Source organism: Frigoribacterium sp. CFBP9029 (assembly GCF_034045305.1).
Taxonomy (GTDB): domain Bacteria; phylum Actinomycetota; class Actinomycetes; order Actinomycetales; family Microbacteriaceae; genus Frigoribacterium.
Genome location: NZ_JAXCWB010000006.1, coordinates 19,409 through 34,653, shown reverse-complemented (window position 1 = coordinate 34,653; position 15,245 = coordinate 19,409). Strand labels below are relative to the sequence as shown.

The window sequence follows — 15,245 nt, the reverse complement described above, 5'->3', positions numbered from 1 at the left end:
CGGGTCAGTGGCCGGCGCCCAGCCTGCCGGCGAGCCGGTCGTGCATCCGGCTGGAGGCCTCGTTCATCCCCTCGAGGACGACGTGCTTGCCGCGCCGCTCGTATCTCGTCGTGACCGCGTCGAGGGCGGCGACGGTGGAGGCGTCCCAGACGTGCGCCTGCGTGAGGTCGATGACGATGCGCTCGGGGTCGTCGCGGTACCGGAACAGGGTGGTGAGATCGTTGCTGGAGGCGAAGAACAGCGCCCCGGTGACGGTGTAGTGCGCTGCGGTGCCGTCGTCGGCGAGTGTGCGCTCCACGGTGGCGAGGCGGGCGACGCCGCGCGCGAAGACGACCATGGCGGTGATGACGCCGACGACGACGCCGATCGCGAGGTTGTGGGTGACGACGACGACCGCGACGGTGGCGACCATGACGATGGTCTCGCCGATCGGCATCCGCCTCAGGGTCGAGGGGCGGATGCTGTGCCAGTCGAAGGTCGCGACGGCGACCATGATCATGACGGCGACGAGGGCCGCCATCGGGATGATGGCGACGACGTCGCCGAGCGCGACGACGAGGATCAGCAGGAACACGCCGGCGAGGAACGTCGAGATGCGGGTGCGCGCGCCGGAGGCCTTCACGTTGATCATCGTCTGGCCGATCATGGCGCAGCCGCCCATCCCGCCGAAGAGGCCGGAGAGGATGTTCGCCGCGCCCTGACCGAGCGACTCGCGTGTCTTCTGCGAGGGGGTGTCGGTGATGTCGTCGACGAGCTTCGCGGTCATCAGCGACTCGAGGAGTCCGACGAGCGCCATCGCGAACGCGTAGGGGGCGATGATGCTCAGGGTGTCCCAGGTGAGGGGGACGCCGGGGATGAGGAGCTCGGGCAGGCTGCGGGGCAGCTCGCCTTCGTCGCCGACGGTGGGCACGTCGATCGCGGTCACGACGACGGCGACGGTGATCAGCACGATCGCGACGAGCGGAGCGGGGACGACCCGCGTCAGGCGCGGCATGAGGATCATGACGACGATGCCGACCGCCACGAGCGGGTAGACCAGCCACGGCACGCCGATCAGGTTCGGCAGCTGAGCGGTGAAGATGAGGATCGCCAGGGCGTTGACGAAGCCGACCATGACGCTGCGGGGGATGAAGCGCATGAGTCTGGCGACGCCGAGCACGCCGAGCACGATCTGGATGATCCCGGCGAGGATGACCGTCGCGATGAAGTAGTCCAGTCCGTGGTCGCGGGCGACGGGTGCGATGACGAGCGCGATGGCGCCCGTGGCCGCGGTGATCATCGCGGGGCGCCCGCCGAGGAACGCGATCGAGACGGCCATGACGAAGGAGGAGAAGAGACCGACCCGGGGGTCGACGCCGGCGATGATCGAGAACGAGATCGCCTCGGGGATGAGGGCCAGCGCGACGACGAGACCGGCGAGGACCTCCCGGCTGAGGATCTTCGGGGTGCGGAGCGCGGTCAGCACCGAGTGCTCGGCGCGGTCCCGGCTCGTGGTGGACGGGGTGGTCGCTGTGGTCATGAGGACTCCTGGGGGAGAGGGGCTCGCATCGTGTGAGCCGGGTGGGTGTCGACGGAGGGGTCGGCGCGCGTCGGCGCCACGCCATCTGCTCGACCGCATCTGAAGGCGGGAGAATGGCAGGAGGAAGTTCTGGTGCTCGGCTCATCAGCCGACGAATTAAACTCTACCCTAACGTAAGGGTCGAGTTAGGAGGTCGGTCACACATGGCGACATCGAACGGCATGATGCACATCGGTGAACTCGCCGAGCGTTCCGAGATGTCGCTGCGCAGCCTGCGGCACTACGACGAGATCGGCCTGCTGTCGGCCTCCGGTCGGACCGAGGGCGGTTTCCGGCTCTACACCGAGACGGACTACGAGCGGCTCATCCTCATCCGTCGCATGAAGCCCCTCGGATTCAGTCTCGACGAGATGGCGGACCTGCTCCGCATCATCGATGCTCTCGAGAACGGCTCGGACGAGAACCGTCGGGCGGAGCTGAGTGCGGAGCTGAGCGGCTTCGTCGAGCAGACGATCACGCGGCGGGAGAAGCTGCGCCGGCAGCTCGAGATGGCCGACGAGTTCCTCGAGCTCCTCCGCACCCGCTGACCGGCCGCCTACCGGGGAGGGTGCTCTCCGGCGAGAACGGCGAAGACCAGGCTGTCGGTCCATTCGCCCTTGCTCCAGAAATCCTGACGGTGGTGCGCCTCCTGTCGCATGCCGACCCGGGTCGCGAGGCGAGCGGACGACGTGTTGCGGGCGTCCACCTGAGCGACGACGCGATGGACGTCGTCCTGTCCGAACGCGATCCGCAGACCAGCCGAGACCGCCTCGGTCGCGTAGCCGCTGCCTCCGTGCTCGGGATCCACCGTCCACCCGAGCTCGACCGTGCGCCGCTCCGCCTCCGTCCGCCAGATCGAGATCGCCCCGATCGCCAGACCCGCCCGCTCGATCACGAGCGAGAGCGCACCCACGGGCTCGGCCAGACCCGTCCGACGCAGCCGTCGATCGAGCTGGACCCGGCCGGACTCGGCCGTCCACGGCTCCTCCAGGAGGTACCTGGCGACGTCCGGCCGGGAGTAGATCGCGACCAGTCGATCGAGGTCGCTCTCGCGATGCAGGCGGAGGGTCAGGCGAGGAGTCGACGCCACCGTGTCACCGTCCATGACCTCGATCCTCCTGCATGCGCCGTGTGCGCAGCCGGCTAAGGGCTCCGCATCGGGAATGAGTCCATGATGGGCCCGTCGGGCGATCGAGCGCGACATGGTCCCGCCCCGCGCGACGACCCGCTGGGGCGAACCCGGAGCCGTCGCCGCGACGTGACGCGCTCGCGTCCTAGCCTGGAGGGACGGACGGACGGCTCCGGATGAGAGGACGCATCATGCGACGTGACGAGCTCCAGCAGCGGGCCGCGGCTCGGGCGGACGAGCTGCCCGGGGCCGAGCTGACCCATCCCTTCGGCGAGGAGTGGGACGTCTACAAGGTCCGCGACAAGGTGTTCATGCTGCAGACGGCGCTGAGCGGCGACCCGATCGTCGTCCTCAAATCGTCACCCGCCGACTCGGAGGCGCTCCGCAGCGACCACGACGACATCACTCCCGGCTACCACATGAACAAACGGCACTGGATCACGCTGCACCCCGACGGCGGCCTCGATGCCGGCCTCGTCGACGAGCTCGTCATTTGATGGCCTCGCGGATCTGGTCGTCTTCATTCGACCGCAGCGGAAGAGAGTCCCACCACGATTCCCGTGTCGAGTACGTCGTGAGCTCTCGATGCATTGCGTTTCGTATGCCGACTTCAAGAGCAGCACTCGCGCCGAGGATGGCGGTGCTCGCTTCGATGTTCCAGCTATACAGACGAATGGCGGCTGCGGGATCATCACCGCAGGAAGCCAGGTAGGGGGCCAGTCGGCTGCTTCCGATGAGGATGGGCAGATTCGGCAAGGTCGATGGGTCGACTGGGTTCACGAGAGTCCTGGGCTAGATCGGAGGGCGCGGCCCTGGTAGCCTCGCAGGTGTAAGCCCCAGACGGGATGCGAGAGCATCGGCGCGCTGGGGCAATCACTTTTAACCCCTCAGGCTCGGCACGAGTCGGGGGACGACTCGGACGAGCACCACCATGCCGACGAGTTCGACGAGGGTCTGGGTCACGACGACCACCGGCGCCAGCGACATCGACGCCGGGAGCGCGAGTGCGAGCGGCAGCACGACGAGCGAGTTGCGGGTCGTGCCGCTGAACACGAGCGCCCGGGTCGCGGGCGGGTCGAACCGGAACACCCGTCCCGCCCCCACGCCGAGGGCGACCATGACGACGACGAACCCCGCGTAGATCGGCACCAGCACGAGCAGCCGGCCGAACGACGCGCCCACGGCTCCGGCCTGCGATGCGACGACCAGGAACAGCGTCGCCGTCATCAGCGCCAGCATCGTCCGCTCGATCGCGACACCGGCTCGATGACGGCGCGCGACGGCCTGCACCGCCGCGGCCGCCGCCAGCGGGACGGCGATGAGCACGACGAACGCGCGGGCGAAGGGCCCGATCTCGACGACGGCCACGCCGTCGGGGCCGATCATCAGCAGCAGGTACAGGGGGAGCAGGAGGATCTGGGCCAGCATCAGCACCGGTGCCGCCGCGAGCAGACGGGCGGAGGCTCCGCCTGCGAGGCCCGCGAAGACGATGACGTAGTCGATGCACGGGGAGAGCAGCACCAGGAGCACCCCGAACAGCAGGGCGGGTTCGTCGTCGACGAACCGCGACAGGCCGAACGCCACCACCGGGACGACGACGAAGTTCAGCACCCCGATCGCGACGAGGAAGCGCCCGTCGCGGAGCGCCCGCCGGATGGTCGCGAACGGCACACCGAGGAACGTCGCGAAGAGCAGCAGGGCGAGCACGGGCTCGATCGCCACCTCGAGGGTGTGCGCGGCCGGCACGGTGAGCCCGACGAGGCCCGCTGCGACGATCGCCGCCAGGTAGAGGCCGATCTGGTGCCGCTCGAGCCAGGACACGGCGCCGGTCAGGTGGGCGTCGACGGGCGGGGAGGAGGGCACCCGAACGACGGTAGGGCCTCGCGGGGGCGGCCGGGCACGCCCCGCCGTCTCCGCGAGCGGTCGTGGTGGGTCATGATGAGCGTGTGGGCGCATCGGATCACTTCTCAGGCGACGAGGTCGGGGTTCCGCTCGGCACCGGTCCCGACGTGCGGTCGCCCACTCGCGAGCTGGCCCGCGAGGTGCTCATCCACGGGCCGATCGCCCGCAGCGACCTGATCCGCCGGCTGGGGCTCTCGGCCGCCAGCCTCACGCGTCTGAGCAGGCCGCTCATCGACGACGGGTTCCTCATCGAGAGCGACGAGCGCGCCCGCGGCGGCATCGGACGCCCGGTGCGACCGCTGGACGTCCGGGTCGACGCCCACTGGCACGTGGGCGTCAAGCTCACCGGAGAGCACGCCTTCGGGGTCGCGACGGACCTCCGTGCGGCTGTCCTCGCCGAGGCCGTGGTCGAGCTCGGCGACCACTCGCCGGAGCGCATCGTGGAGGCGGTGGCCGAGATCGTCGCGGAGCTCACGAGCGCGGTCGGCACCGTCGCGCCCACCGCTCTCGGCGTCTCGATCGGCGGTCGGGTGTCGGGCTCGCGCGTCGTCGTCCGAGCGCCCTTCCTCGGCTGGTCCGACATCGACCTCGGGGGGCTCCTGGCGACCCGGCTGGCTCTGCCGGTCGTCGTGGCGAACGACGTCGTCGCGCTCACCGAGGCCGAGCACTGGTTCGGACTGGGCCGGGGGGTCGACGACTTCGCCGTCATCACGATCGGTGCCGGTGTCGGGTACGGCCTGGTCGTGCACGGGCGTCAGCGGATCACCAGAGACACCGGGCTGGGGCTCGGGGCGCACCACCCCCTCGACCCGACCGGGCCGCTGTGCTCGGACGGGCATCGCGGGTGCTCGAGCGCCATGCTGTCGATCCCGAGCATCCGCGCCTCCGTCTCGGAGGGGTCGGGGAGGGACGTCTCGTACGACGACGTCCTCGCTCTGGCCGGTGCGGGCGACCCGGCGGCCCGGACGGTGACGGAGCAGGCCGGTCGTGCCCTGGGGCGGTTCATCGCCGCGGTCGCCAATCTCACGATGGTCGACACCGTCGTGCTGGCCGGCGAGGGCATCGGGCTGGTGCCGCTCGTGCGGACGCGGATCGAGGAGGCGCTGGCCGAGGATCGAGACCCCGACGCGTCGGTCGTCGAGCTCCTGATCGGCGCTTCGGACTTCGGCATCTGGGCTCGCGGGGCCGCCACCATGGCCATCCAGTCCCGCATCGGGCGGATCGGCTGAGCCGCGTCGGTGTGGGGTCGCGGCGGGGACATCACGTGACGATGGTTCCGGTTCTCATCATCGATTGGATAAACGTATTGCCATAGATGCATGCGTCTGATGTGATGGGTGCATCCCCCCGATGAGAGAGGCACCACCATGACCGATGCAGAAGTCCACGCCGAGCACACCGTCACCGAGCACGAGCACGGCACCGAGTGCGGCCACGAGACCGTCACTCACGACGACCACGTCGACTACGTCCACGGCGAGCACAAGCACGCCCAGCACGGCGACCACTACGACGAGCACTGATCGTCCGACGGCCGACCGCGCCGCATGATCGAGGGTCCCACCGGTCGGTGGGGCCCTCGTCGCATTCGCGGAGGCTAATGTGTCGGTCATGAGCACCGATGCCCTCGACTCCGCGGCGGAGCTCTTCAAGGCCCTGTCGTCGGCCTCGAGACTCAGACTCCTCCGCCTCCTCGGCGAGGGGCAGGCGGGCGTGACCGCGCTCGTGGAGGCCTCGGGTCTGGCTCAGCCCCTGGTGTCGCAGCATCTGCGCGTCCTCCGGTCGGCAGGTCTCGTCGAGGTCACGCGCGTCGGCCGCGAGGCGATCTACTCGGTCGCCGACCGACACGTCTCGCACATCGTCGACGACGCCGTCGAGCACGCCGGCGAGGCGTCTCGAGCCTGAGCCTCGTCGCCCGGCGCGCCGAGCCGGTCGCGCATCCGTGTCAGGTCGCGATGCGTCGGACGACCCTCGCCGGGTTGCCCACGGCGACTACTCCCGACGGGATGTCGCGGGTGACGACGGCCCCGGCGCCGATGACGCTGTCGTCGCCGATGGTCACGCCGGGGCAGACGATGACTCCGCCGCCCAGCCAGACGTTGTCGCCGATCGTGATGGGCCGGGCGGCCTCGAGCTTGTCGCGTCGCGGCTGCGGGTCGACGGGGTGCGTGGGGGTGAGCAGCTGGACGTTCGGCCCGATCTGGCAGTCGTCGCCGATGGTGATCGTGGCGACGTCGAGCGCCGTGAGGTTGTAGTTGACGAACGTGCGGGCCCCGATGTGGATGTTCTCGCCGTAGTCGACGAACAGGGGTGGCTTGACGAACGCGTCGGCGCCGAGGGATCCGACCAGCTCTTCGAGGAGGGGCCTGGCGGCGGCCTCGTCCTCCACGGCCGCCCGATGGTAGGCGTCGGCGAGGCGCACGGCCCGTTGCGCGAGGCGCGCGTTCTCGGGGTCGTCGGCGATGTAGAGGTCTCCGGCGAGCATCCGTTCGCGGTTGCTGCGGTCGTCTCCGGCGAAGTGGTCGACAGTCATGTGGACGACCGTACACATCGAACCCCCGCCGTGTCGGCTCGGCCCGTCGGCGCTGCACGTCGGCGTCGCTGACCGCTCGCCGACCGGTCACCGACCGGCCGGCTCCTCATGCAGCACCTTGCGGGCGACGAGGTTGCCGAGCAGCTGCGCGACCTGCACGAGCACGATGATCAGCACGATCACGGTCACCATGACGAATGTGTCGAACCGCTGGTAGCCGTAGGTGATGGCGAGGTTGCCGAGTCCGCCTCCGCCGACGAGTCCGGCCACGGCGGTCGCGTCGACCAGGGCGACGAAGATGTAGGTGAGGCCGAGCACGAGGGGTCCGAGGGCCTCGGGTACGACGATCGTCGCGAGCACCCGCACGGGCGACGCCCCCATCGCGGCGCCCGCCTCGACCGAGCCTCGGTCGACGGCCACCAGGTTCGTCTCGGCGATGCGCGCGATCGAGAACGTCGCGACGATCGTCAACGCGAAGATCGCGGCCTCCGTGCCGATGCTCGTGCCGATCACGACACGCGTCAGTGGCGAGATCGCGACGATCAGGATGATGAACGGGATGGGCCTGATCACGTTGATCACCGCGTTCAGCGACGTGAAGACCACCGCGTTCTGCAGCAGGTTGCCGCGCCGGGTCGAGTAGAGCACGAGCCCGAGCACGAGACCGAGCACCGTCGCCAGGACGAACGACACGGTCACCATCTGCAGGGTCTGCAGCAGCGCCGTCACGATCTTCGGCCAGAGGACGGCGGGGTCGATGTCACGCACCGGCGGTCACCTCCGTCACGGTCGTCGTCCGTCGGAGGTCGACGACCGCCCGGTCGATGGCCGTGTCGTCGCCAAGCAGCTCGACGGTCAGATCGCCGAACAGCCTCGACTGCAGCTCGCTGATGCCGCCGTAGACGACGTTGAAGTCGATGCCGTGCGTGCGGGCGACGCGGGAGAGGAACGGGTCGTTCGATTCGCGGTCCTCGACGTGGAGGCGCACGATGCGTCCCGTGTGCACCTCACGGATCCGCGCGAGGGCTCCGGGAGTCGCCTCGTGGTGCAGCACCGACGAGACGAACCGTCTCGACGTGGGGTGCTGCGGGTCGGCGAAGAGGTCGTAGACCGATCCGCTCTCGACGACCCGGCCGCCCTGCATCACGGCGACGCTGTCGGCGAGCTCGCGGATGACGTCCATCTCGTGGGTGACCAGCAGCACCGTCAGGCCGTACTCGTCGTTGACCCGGCGCAGAAGGTCGAGCACCTCGCCGGTCGTCTGCGGATCGAGCGCGCTGGTGGCCTCGTCGGAGATCAGCACGTCGGGCCGGTTGGCGAGGGCGCGGGCGATCCCGACCCGTTGCTTCTGCCCGCCCGACAGTCTGGCCGGGTACTCGAGCGCCTTGTCGGCGAGTCCGACGAAGTCGAGCAGCTCGTCGACCCGGTCGACCGTGTCGTCTCGGGACAGCCCCGACAGCCGCAGGGGATAGGCGATGTTGCCGTAGACGGTGCGCGACGACAGCAGGTTGAACTGCTGGAACACCATGCCGATCCGGCGGCGGGCCGCGTACAGCTCCCTGCCCTTCAGCGACGACACCTCCCGCCCGTCGACCACGACCCGACCGCTCGTCGGCCGCTCGAGCGCGTTCACCGTGCGCAGCAGCGTCGACTTGCCGGCCCCCGAGTAGCCGACGATGCCGAAGACCTCGCCGCGCCGCACCTCCAGGTTCACGTCGCTGAGCGCCTCGAAGCGCCGGCCTTGCACGGTGTACGACTTCGAGACCTCCTCGAAGGTCACGACCGGGGCGGCGGTCACGAGTCCAGCTCGCGCGCGGCGGTCTCGAGCTCGGCGAGCGTGCTGCGGAGATCGGCGGCCGACACGTCGACGAGCTGCGTGGCGCCGAACGACTCCTCCTCGAGCGCGTCCGCCACTCGCGGGTCGGCGTAGGCGTCGGCGAGGAGGGTCCACGCCTCGTCGTCCGCGTCGTCGGCGCGCGTGACGACGGCGTTGACGTAGGGCCGCGACTCGGCGCTCAGCGAGTCGTCGAGGTAGAGGGCGTCGTCGGCGTCGACGTCCTGCGAGGGGTCGAAGTACGACGTGCCGACCACCACGGCGTCGAGGCTCGGGTCGTCGAACTGGGTGGGGATCGTCGTCGCGCCGATCGGCACGAACTCGAGCCCGAGGTCGTTGCCCGTCACGTCGTCGACGGTCGGGTAGACGCCCACGTCGGGGCCCAGCTCGATCAATCCCGCGGCCTGGAGGATGAACAGGGCGCGGCCGCCGTTCGAGGCGTCGTCGGGGATGGCGATCCGGGCCCCCTGGCCGATGTCGCCGATCGAGTCGAGGGTCGCCGAGAAGACGCCCCACTGCGTGATCGTGGTGGAGAACACCGGGGTCAGGTCGGTGTCGTTCGCGACGTTGTAGGCGCTGAGGAACGCCGTGTGCTGGAAGGCGTTCGCGTCGACCTCGCCAGCGACGAGCGCGGAGTTCGGCAGCGTCCAGTCGTCGAAGTTGACCCACGTGACGTCGAGCCCCTCCTCGGCGGCCACCGTCTTCACGGCGTCCTGGAGGTCGCTCTCACCGCTGCCCGCGATCCGCACGCTGAGCCGTTCGCCCGACCCGCCCGAACCCGCGGCCTGCGCGTCGGCGCCCCCGACGGCGGTGCCCGCCCAGAAGCCGCCGCCCACGAGCGCCGCCGCGACGACCACCCCGACGCCGGCGAGCAGCCCGCGTCGCCGCCGCCGCCGAGAGTCGTCGAGGGAGGCGCGGAGCCCGCTGGGTGCACGTCCTCCGCCTGCGGACTGCTGCGTATCGGACTCCTGCGCATCGGACTGCTGCGGTGCGGACTGCTGCGGTGCGTCGTGATCGGACACGGTGACTCCTGACGTCGAGGGGCGGGTGATGGCTGTGAACCCTGCCAGAGCCCCGCGCCGCGCCGTGCGACATGTGTCGCCGTCTTTCGCCGTGTGTCACGACGTGTCGTCATGTGACGGGGCACTGTCGCGACCGGTCCCGCCCGTGACACAAAGAACGGCATGAGCGAACAGAACCGCGACCTCGACGAGCGCCTCGAGTCGGCCTTCGGCCCCGTGATCGAGGCGATCGCAGACGGCGCCGTGGCGCGCGAACGCGACCGCCGCCTCCCTCGTGACGAGGTCGCCGCCCTGAAGGAGGCGGGCTTCGGGGCCCTGCGCGTGCCGACCGGCTTCGGGGGCTGGGGTATCTCCCTCGAACAGGAGTTCCGCCTCCTCATCCGCCTCGGCGCCGCCGATTCCAACCTGCCCCAGCTGCTGCGCGGTCACATCGCGTTCGTCGAGACCCAGCGAGCGCAGCCCGAGGGGGCGCTCCGCACCGAATGGCTCAGGAGGCTCGGTGCCGGTCGCACCCTCGTGGGCAACGCCCAGGCGGAACGCGGCGACGCGACGGCCACCGAGACGCGCCTCGACGAGAGAGGCGGTCGCCTGCTGCTCTCGGGGCGGAAGTTCTACAGCACGGGCACGATCTACGCCGACTGGATCTGGGTCGGGGCGAGGCGGGGCGACGAGGCCGTGGCTCTGGCGGTGCCGGCCGATGCGCCGGGGGTCACCCGCGTCGACGACTGGAACGGGTTCGGTCAGCGCCTCACGGGCAGCGGCACGACCGTGTTCGACGACGTCGAGGTCGACCCTCGACAGGTGCTGCCCTGGAGCGAGAACGCCGAGCGCCGACCGCTGGCCTACACGCAGGCGCTGTACCAGCTGGTGCTGCTCGCGGCGCAGGCCGGCACGGCGCGGGCCGTGCTGCGCGACGCGGTCGGGTTCGTCCGACCGCGCGCCCGCACCTTCGGAGTGGCGGGCGTGTCGCTGCCCCGGGAGGATCCGTCTGTCCAGAGCGTCGTCGGTCGTCTCTCGGCGATCGCGTCGTCGGTCGAGGCGATCACGCTGTCCGCCGTGCGGGGTCTCGACGCGCTCGACGGCGACGACGGGGCCGGCGAAGACGAGTACCAGCGGGCGCTGGCCACCGTCTTCGAGGCGCAGCAGGTCGTGCTGCCCCTGGTGCTGGAGGCGGCGACCTCGCTCTTCGAGGTGGGAGGCGCGTCGGCCGTCGACGCGGACCGGTCGCTCGACCGGCACTGGCGCAACGCGCGCACGATCGCCTCGCACAACCCCGCGATCCACCGCGAGCGGGCCCTGGGCGACCACCGGCTGAACGGCACGCCGTTCCGCACCGGCCCGCATGCCGCCGCCGCTGCCGCAGGCACTGCCGCTGCTGCCGCAGGCACTGCCGCTGCTGCCGGCGAGGGGGTCGCCATCAGCGACCGCTGTGACCTCCCGCCGAGCCGGCGCCGTCGAAGAGGAGCGTGACCGTGGCGCCGAGCGCGGTCGCGTCGGGCTCGCGGCGGGTCAGCACGTTCAGCAGGACGACGCCGACCAGCGCCTCGACGAGCGCGTCGAGGGGGGCGTCGGCGTCGACCTGACCGTCGCGCCGACCGGACTCGAGCCGTGCGACGAGCTCGGCCCGGGCGACGGAGGTAACGTGGTCGTCGTAGTGCCGGGCCACGTCGGCGTCCTCGGCCGTCGCCGCGATCGTCGCACGGATGAGACCCCCCGTCGTCGGCTCGGTCAGCGACGCGGAGGTCTCGATCAGCCAGTGCGTGACGTCGCGGCGCACATCACCGCTGCTGGGCACGGCGACCCGGGGGAGGAGGTGCCCCGAGAGCATCCCCTCGGCGACCAGCGCCCCCTTGTTCGGGTACCAGCGGTAGATGGTCGCCTTGCCGACCCCGGCGGCCGCCGCGATCCGGTCGAGCGACAGCTTGTCGTAGCCGCGCTCGGCGAGCTCGCTCGTCGTCGCCTCGAGGATGGCCAGGCGCGCCGCCTCGCTGCGGACCCGGCCGGGGCGTGCTGTCGTCATACGGTCATCCTCGTGCACGGCGCGGGCCGGTGATCGCCGACCCGCGCCTCCTGGGCTTCGCCGACCCGCGCCTCCTGAGATGCGCCGCCTGCAGAGGCGCGCCGCCTACTGGACCGACCAGCCGCCGTCCGAGGCGAGCACCGCGCCGTTGATGTTGACCGCGTCGTCGCTCAGTAGGAACGTGATCGACGCGGCGAGCTCCTCGGCCGTGGCGACGGTCGGGATGGCCGCCTGGAAGGGGCGCAGTCGCGCCGACCCCGCCTCCGACACGTTCGCGGGGAACGGGATGCCGGTGGCGACGCCGCCGGGGGCGACCGCGTTGACCCGCAGGCCCTGCTTCGCGTACATGAACGCGGCCGACTTCGTCAGCCCGACGACGCCGTGCTTCGACACCGTGTAGGCGTTGCCCGACGCGTTGCCGCGCAGACCCGCCTCGGAGGCGACGTTCACGATCGAGCCCCGGCCCGCCGCGAGCATGACCGGGATGACGGCGCGCGAGAGCTTGAAACCGCCGGTCAGGTTGATGCCGATGACGCGCTCCCACATCGCGTCGCTCGTCTCGTGCAGCGGCGAGAAGTCGTCGTTGATGCCGGCGATGTTCGCCAGCGCGTCGATGCGGCCGCCCGCGACCTCGACGATGCGGTCGATGTCGGCCTGGCTGGTGATGTCGCCGACCACGGTCTCGACGGTGCTGTCGGGCAGGGAGGCGACCAGCGCCTCCAGCCCCGGTGCGGTGATGTCGACGGCGATCACGCGCCCGCCCTCTCGGGCGACACGCGACGCGGTGGCCTTGCCGATGCCGCCCGCGGCCCCGGTCACGACGACCGTCCGCCCTGCGAAGCGACCGGCGGTGATGGTCTCGCGCCACGGGCCGTCGGCGTCGTCGGTCTCATCGGGCCGGACCCCGCCGTTGACCTGCAGCACGAGGCCGTCGACGAGCTCCTGGGGCAGTCGGCCCTGGCTGAGCGACACGAGCTGCTGCAGGGGTAGGCCGAGCACCGGGGTGAGGGTGCTCTCGTCGAACTCCCCGCCCTGGGCGAGCGCGCCCCGCAGGGCCGGCCCGCCTTCGGAGTGCTCGAGCCAGCGGCCGATCGTGCTCGAACCGGTCAGGGGGGCGGTGTTCTCGGGCATGCGGGTCTCTTCTCCATGGGTCGGGCGGCTTATTTCGAGACAGTTTGTCTCGTTTTGCTGGGAGCGGGCCGGATGTCGTCGCCGCACGACCTGAGGGGAGGGTAAAGCGACAGGTGTAGCGTGAAACGGGGTGCGCGACGTAGCGTGCCGAGGGCTCGGCGAAGCGTCGGGTCCGCCGAGTCACCGAGAGAACCGGAGTCATCCCCATGGAGCGTTTCACCGACAAGGTCGTCCTCATCACCGGCGGGGGGTCCGGCCTCGGCCGCGCCGCCGCCGTCCGTGTCGCACAGGAAGGTGCGCGCGTCGCGCTCGTCGACATCTCCGAGAAGGGCCTCGCTGCCTCGCAGGAGGCCGTGCTCGACGCCGTCCCCGGTGCCGAGGTGCTGACCGCCGTCGCCGACGTGTCGAGCGCAGCCGACGTCGACGCCTACGTGACCGCCACGCTCGAGCGCTTCGGACGCATCGACGCGTTCTTCAACAACGCCGGCATCGAGGGTCGGCAGAACCTCACCGAGGACTTCGGGGCCGACGAGTTCGACAAGGTCGTGTCGATCAACCTCCGCGGCGTCTTCCTCGGGCTCGAGAAGGTGCTCGGCGTCATGCGCGCCCAGGGCGACGGCGGCGCGGTCGTCAACACGGCGAGCGTCGGCGGCATCCGCGGCGTCGGCAACCAGTCGGGTTACGCCGCCGCGAAGCACGGCGTCGTCGGGCTGACCCGCAACTCGGCCGTCGAGTACGGCCAGTTCGGCATCCGCGTCAACGCCATCGCGCCGGGAGCGATCTGGACCCCCATGGTCGAGGCCTCCATGCGCCAGCTCGACGCCGACGACCCCAAGGGCGCCGCCGAGCAGTTCATCCAGATCAACCCGACCAAGCGCTACGGCGAGGCCGCCGAGATCGCTTCGGTCGTCGCGTTCCTGCTGTCGGACGACGCGACGTACGTCAACGCCGCGGTCGTGCCGATCGACGGCGGGCAGTCCGCCAAGTACTAGCGTTCGGCTCAGACCCCAGCAATTCGCTGAGACCCCGGTGCGCGCACGGGGGTCTGAGCGAATTGCTGGGGTCTCGTCGCGCTACGCGTCGCGCGGCACCCGCACGCGCAGCGCCCCGGCGTCCATCGTCGTGCGGAACCCGATCGCCTTGCCGAAGCCGTCGCCGTCGAGCTCGATCTCCTGGGGCTCCGACAGGCGGGCCGTCAGCTGCTTCGCCTTGACGTAGTTCATCGCCGCGATCTCGCGCGAGCCGACGATGCGCTTGAGCGGAGTGCGCTGCACGAGGCCGTTCTCGATCAGCACCTTCCCGATGATCTGCAGCCAGTGGCCGAGACCCTCGGGGCGCAGCAGCATGATGTCGAACTGGCCGTCGTCGAGAGCCGCGTCGGGCAGCAGCAGGATGTTGCCGGTGAGGGTGCCGCAGTTGCCGACGATCACCGTGTTCACGTGCGATCGCTTCGTGGGCCCGTCGTCGAACCGGTACCGCAGCTTGAGGGTGTTCTCGTCGCGCAGGGCGACGACGATCGCCTTGACGTAGGCGAGCCAGCCGATCTTCGCCTTGAGGTCCTCGTCGGTGGCGGCGAGCATCTTCGCGTCGATGCCGACCCCCGCCATCACCAGGAACGCGTGCTTCGAGATGGAGCCGTCGCCGGCGCGGATCTCGATGCGTCCGAGGTCGATGGCGCGGTCCTGACCGGTGAACGCGGTGTGGATCGAGTGGTCGACGTCGTCGAGCGTCAGGTTCATGTTGCGCGCGAGGAGGTTGCCGGTGCCCGACGGCAGCAGGGCGAAGGCGACGTCGTGATCGGCGAGCGTCTCGGCGACGATGCGCACCGTCCCGTCACCGCCGGCTGCGATGACCAGGTCGACCCCCGCCTCCAGCGCCTCCAGCGTGGCGCCGCGCCCCGGGTCCTCCTTCGACGTGTCGAACCAGAGCGTGTCGTCCCATCCCGCGGCCTTCTGCTCGCGATCGACGACCGCCTTGACGGCATCGAGATCGATCTTGATGGGGTTATAGACGACGGCTGCGCGCATGGACGACCTTCTGAGTGCGGGGTGGTCCTCCATGAAACCGCAGAACACACGCCGAAGGTCGCCGAGCCGAGGAGGCGCGGTGCCCGTCG

18 protein-coding genes are annotated in these 15,245 nt (G+C 70.5%); 7 read left to right on the top strand and 11 right to left on the bottom strand.

The window, feature by feature from the left end; genetic code table 11:
- Positions 1 to 4: 4 nt before the first annotated feature.
- Positions 5 to 1,519, bottom strand: coding sequence for a SulP family inorganic anion transporter (locus tag SOM11_RS09645; RefSeq protein WP_243215041.1), 1,515 nt, complete (start codon positions 1,517 to 1,519; stop codon positions 5 to 7).
- 203 nt (positions 1,520 to 1,722) lie between these two features.
- Between SOM11_RS09645 and SOM11_RS09640 the strand changes: the two genes are divergently transcribed.
- Positions 1,723 to 2,106 carry a MerR family transcriptional regulator gene (locus SOM11_RS09640; RefSeq protein WP_320477886.1) on the top strand — a complete coding sequence of 128 codons (384 nt, stop codon included), beginning with the start codon at positions 1,723 to 1,725 and terminating at the stop codon, positions 2,104 to 2,106.
- An 8-nt stretch (positions 2,107 to 2,114) separates the two neighbouring features.
- On the opposite strand, the gene SOM11_RS09635 is transcribed toward SOM11_RS09640, so the two are convergent.
- Positions 2,115 to 2,663: a GNAT family N-acetyltransferase gene (locus SOM11_RS09635; protein ID WP_320477885.1), complete on the bottom strand. Its 549-nt coding sequence runs from the start codon at positions 2,661 to 2,663 to the stop codon at positions 2,115 to 2,117.
- 215 nt (positions 2,664 to 2,878) lie between these two features.
- Between SOM11_RS09635 and SOM11_RS09630 the strand changes: the two genes are divergently transcribed.
- The gene (locus SOM11_RS09630) at positions 2,879 to 3,184 is read left to right on the top strand and encodes an MmcQ/YjbR family DNA-binding protein (protein WP_320477884.1); all 306 of its coding nucleotides are present in this window, start codon (positions 2,879 to 2,881) and stop codon (positions 3,182 to 3,184) included.
- On the opposite strand, the gene SOM11_RS09625 is transcribed toward SOM11_RS09630, so the two are convergent.
- Together SOM11_RS09625 and SOM11_RS09620 are read right to left on the bottom strand one after the other, a co-directional pair.
- Entirely contained in the window at positions 3,177 to 3,467 is a 291-nt protein-coding gene (locus tag SOM11_RS09625; protein WP_320477883.1) for a hypothetical protein, read from the bottom strand. The two genes, SOM11_RS09630 and SOM11_RS09625, sit on opposite strands and share 8 nt — an antisense overlap.
- A gap of 99 nt (positions 3,468 to 3,566) precedes the next feature.
- Complete coding sequence (locus SOM11_RS09620; RefSeq protein ID WP_320477882.1) at positions 3,567 to 4,550, bottom strand: bile acid:sodium symporter; 984 nt, start codon at positions 4,548 to 4,550, stop codon at positions 3,567 to 3,569.
- A 146-nt stretch (positions 4,551 to 4,696) separates the two neighbouring features.
- Here SOM11_RS09620 and SOM11_RS09615 point away from each other — a divergent pair, with 146 nt between their 5' ends.
- The 3 genes from SOM11_RS09615 to SOM11_RS09605 all read left to right on the top strand — a co-directional run bounded on the left by SOM11_RS09615 (position 4,697) and on the right by SOM11_RS09605 (position 6,494).
- Complete coding sequence (locus tag SOM11_RS09615; RefSeq protein ID WP_320477881.1) at positions 4,697 to 5,818, top strand: ROK family transcriptional regulator; 1,122 nt, start codon at positions 4,697 to 4,699, stop codon at positions 5,816 to 5,818.
- Positions 5,819 to 5,956: 138 nt separating this feature from the next.
- Positions 5,957 to 6,112: a zinc transporter permease gene (locus tag SOM11_RS09610; RefSeq protein WP_192060652.1), complete on the top strand. Its 156-nt coding sequence runs from the start codon at positions 5,957 to 5,959 to the stop codon at positions 6,110 to 6,112.
- A gap of 88 nt (positions 6,113 to 6,200) precedes the next feature.
- On the top strand, positions 6,201 to 6,494 hold the full coding sequence (locus SOM11_RS09605) for an ArsR/SmtB family transcription factor (RefSeq protein ID WP_192060651.1): 294 nt from the start codon (positions 6,201 to 6,203) through the stop codon (positions 6,492 to 6,494).
- A 40-nt stretch (positions 6,495 to 6,534) separates the two neighbouring features.
- On the opposite strand, the gene SOM11_RS09600 is transcribed toward SOM11_RS09605, so the two are convergent.
- The 4 genes from SOM11_RS09600 to SOM11_RS09585 form a co-directional block, all read right to left on the bottom strand.
- Positions 6,535 to 7,122: a sugar O-acetyltransferase gene (locus SOM11_RS09600; RefSeq protein WP_320477880.1), complete on the bottom strand. Its 588-nt coding sequence runs from the start codon at positions 7,120 to 7,122 to the stop codon at positions 6,535 to 6,537.
- Positions 7,123 to 7,209: 87 nt separating this feature from the next.
- Positions 7,210 to 7,890, bottom strand: coding sequence for a methionine ABC transporter permease (locus tag SOM11_RS09595; protein ID WP_243215034.1), 681 nt, complete (start codon positions 7,888 to 7,890; stop codon positions 7,210 to 7,212).
- Complete coding sequence (locus SOM11_RS09590) at positions 7,883 to 8,920, bottom strand: methionine ABC transporter ATP-binding protein (RefSeq protein ID WP_320477879.1); 1,038 nt, start codon at positions 8,918 to 8,920, stop codon at positions 7,883 to 7,885. The genes SOM11_RS09595 and SOM11_RS09590 overlap by 8 nt, the downstream gene beginning before the upstream one ends.
- Positions 8,917 to 9,978: a MetQ/NlpA family ABC transporter substrate-binding protein gene (locus tag SOM11_RS09585; protein WP_320477878.1), complete on the bottom strand. Its 1,062-nt coding sequence runs from the start codon at positions 9,976 to 9,978 to the stop codon at positions 8,917 to 8,919. Before SOM11_RS09585 ends, SOM11_RS09590 begins: the two co-directional genes overlap by 4 nt.
- Before the next feature lie 162 nt (positions 9,979 to 10,140).
- Here SOM11_RS09585 and SOM11_RS09580 point away from each other — a divergent pair, with 162 nt between their 5' ends.
- A complete protein-coding gene (locus SOM11_RS09580) occupies positions 10,141 to 11,448 on the top strand; it encodes an acyl-CoA dehydrogenase family protein (RefSeq protein WP_320477877.1) in 1,308 nt (435 codons plus the stop codon).
- Here SOM11_RS09580 and SOM11_RS09575 read toward each other — a convergent pair.
- Both SOM11_RS09575 and SOM11_RS09570 read right to left on the bottom strand, forming a co-directional pair.
- Positions 11,396 to 11,998: a TetR/AcrR family transcriptional regulator gene (locus SOM11_RS09575; protein ID WP_320477876.1), complete on the bottom strand. Its 603-nt coding sequence runs from the start codon at positions 11,996 to 11,998 to the stop codon at positions 11,396 to 11,398. The genes SOM11_RS09580 and SOM11_RS09575 overlap by 53 nt on opposite strands.
- Before the next feature lie 105 nt (positions 11,999 to 12,103).
- Positions 12,104 to 13,129 (bottom strand): SDR family NAD(P)-dependent oxidoreductase, encoded by a 1,026-nt coding sequence (locus tag SOM11_RS09570; protein ID WP_320477875.1) that lies wholly within the window; start codon positions 13,127 to 13,129, stop codon positions 12,104 to 12,106.
- 206 nt (positions 13,130 to 13,335) lie between these two features.
- On the opposite strand from SOM11_RS09570, the gene SOM11_RS09565 reads away from it, so the two are divergent.
- Entirely contained in the window at positions 13,336 to 14,121 is a 786-nt protein-coding gene (locus tag SOM11_RS09565; protein ID WP_192060644.1) for an SDR family oxidoreductase, read from the top strand.
- Between the two features lie 81 nt (positions 14,122 to 14,202).
- Here SOM11_RS09565 and SOM11_RS09560 read toward each other — a convergent pair whose 3' ends face one another.
- Positions 14,203 to 15,156, bottom strand: a complete 954-nt coding sequence (locus SOM11_RS09560; RefSeq protein ID WP_244637104.1) for a diacylglycerol/lipid kinase family protein — start codon at positions 15,154 to 15,156, stop codon at positions 14,203 to 14,205.
- Positions 15,157 to 15,245: the final 89 nt, after the last annotated feature.

Bases quoted from the DNA above. Each gene is read 5' to 3' on its own strand.
- SOM11_RS09635 (WP_320477885.1), bottom strand. From the start codon at position 2,663: ATGGACGGTGACACGGTGGCGTCGACTCCTCGCCTGACCCTCCGCCTG.
- SOM11_RS09565 (WP_192060644.1), top strand. From the start codon at position 13,336: ATGGAGCGTTTCACCGACAAGGTCGTCCTCATCACCGGCGGGGGGTCC.
- SOM11_RS09610 (WP_192060652.1), top strand. From the start codon at position 5,957: ATGACCGATGCAGAAGTCCACGCCGAGCACACCGTCACCGAGCACGAG.
- SOM11_RS09580 (WP_320477877.1), top strand. From the start codon at position 10,141: ATGAGCGAACAGAACCGCGACCTCGACGAGCGCCTCGAGTCGGCCTTC.
- SOM11_RS09560 (WP_244637104.1), bottom strand. From the start codon at position 15,156: ATGCGCGCAGCCGTCGTCTATAACCCCATCAAGATCGATCTCGATGCC.
- SOM11_RS09600 (WP_320477880.1), bottom strand. From the start codon at position 7,122: ATGACTGTCGACCACTTCGCCGGAGACGACCGCAGCAACCGCGAACGG.
- SOM11_RS09645 (WP_243215041.1), bottom strand. From the start codon at position 1,519: ATGACCACAGCGACCACCCCGTCCACCACGAGCCGGGACCGCGCCGAG.
- SOM11_RS09630 (WP_320477884.1), top strand. From the start codon at position 2,879: ATGCGACGTGACGAGCTCCAGCAGCGGGCCGCGGCTCGGGCGGACGAG.
- SOM11_RS09570 (WP_320477875.1), bottom strand. From the start codon at position 13,129: ATGCCCGAGAACACCGCCCCCCTGACCGGTTCGAGCACGATCGGCCGC.
- SOM11_RS09575 (WP_320477876.1), bottom strand. From the start codon at position 11,998: ATGACGACAGCACGCCCCGGCCGGGTCCGCAGCGAGGCGGCGCGCCTG.
- SOM11_RS09640 (WP_320477886.1), top strand. From the start codon at position 1,723: ATGGCGACATCGAACGGCATGATGCACATCGGTGAACTCGCCGAGCGT.
- SOM11_RS09605 (WP_192060651.1), top strand. From the start codon at position 6,201: ATGAGCACCGATGCCCTCGACTCCGCGGCGGAGCTCTTCAAGGCCCTG.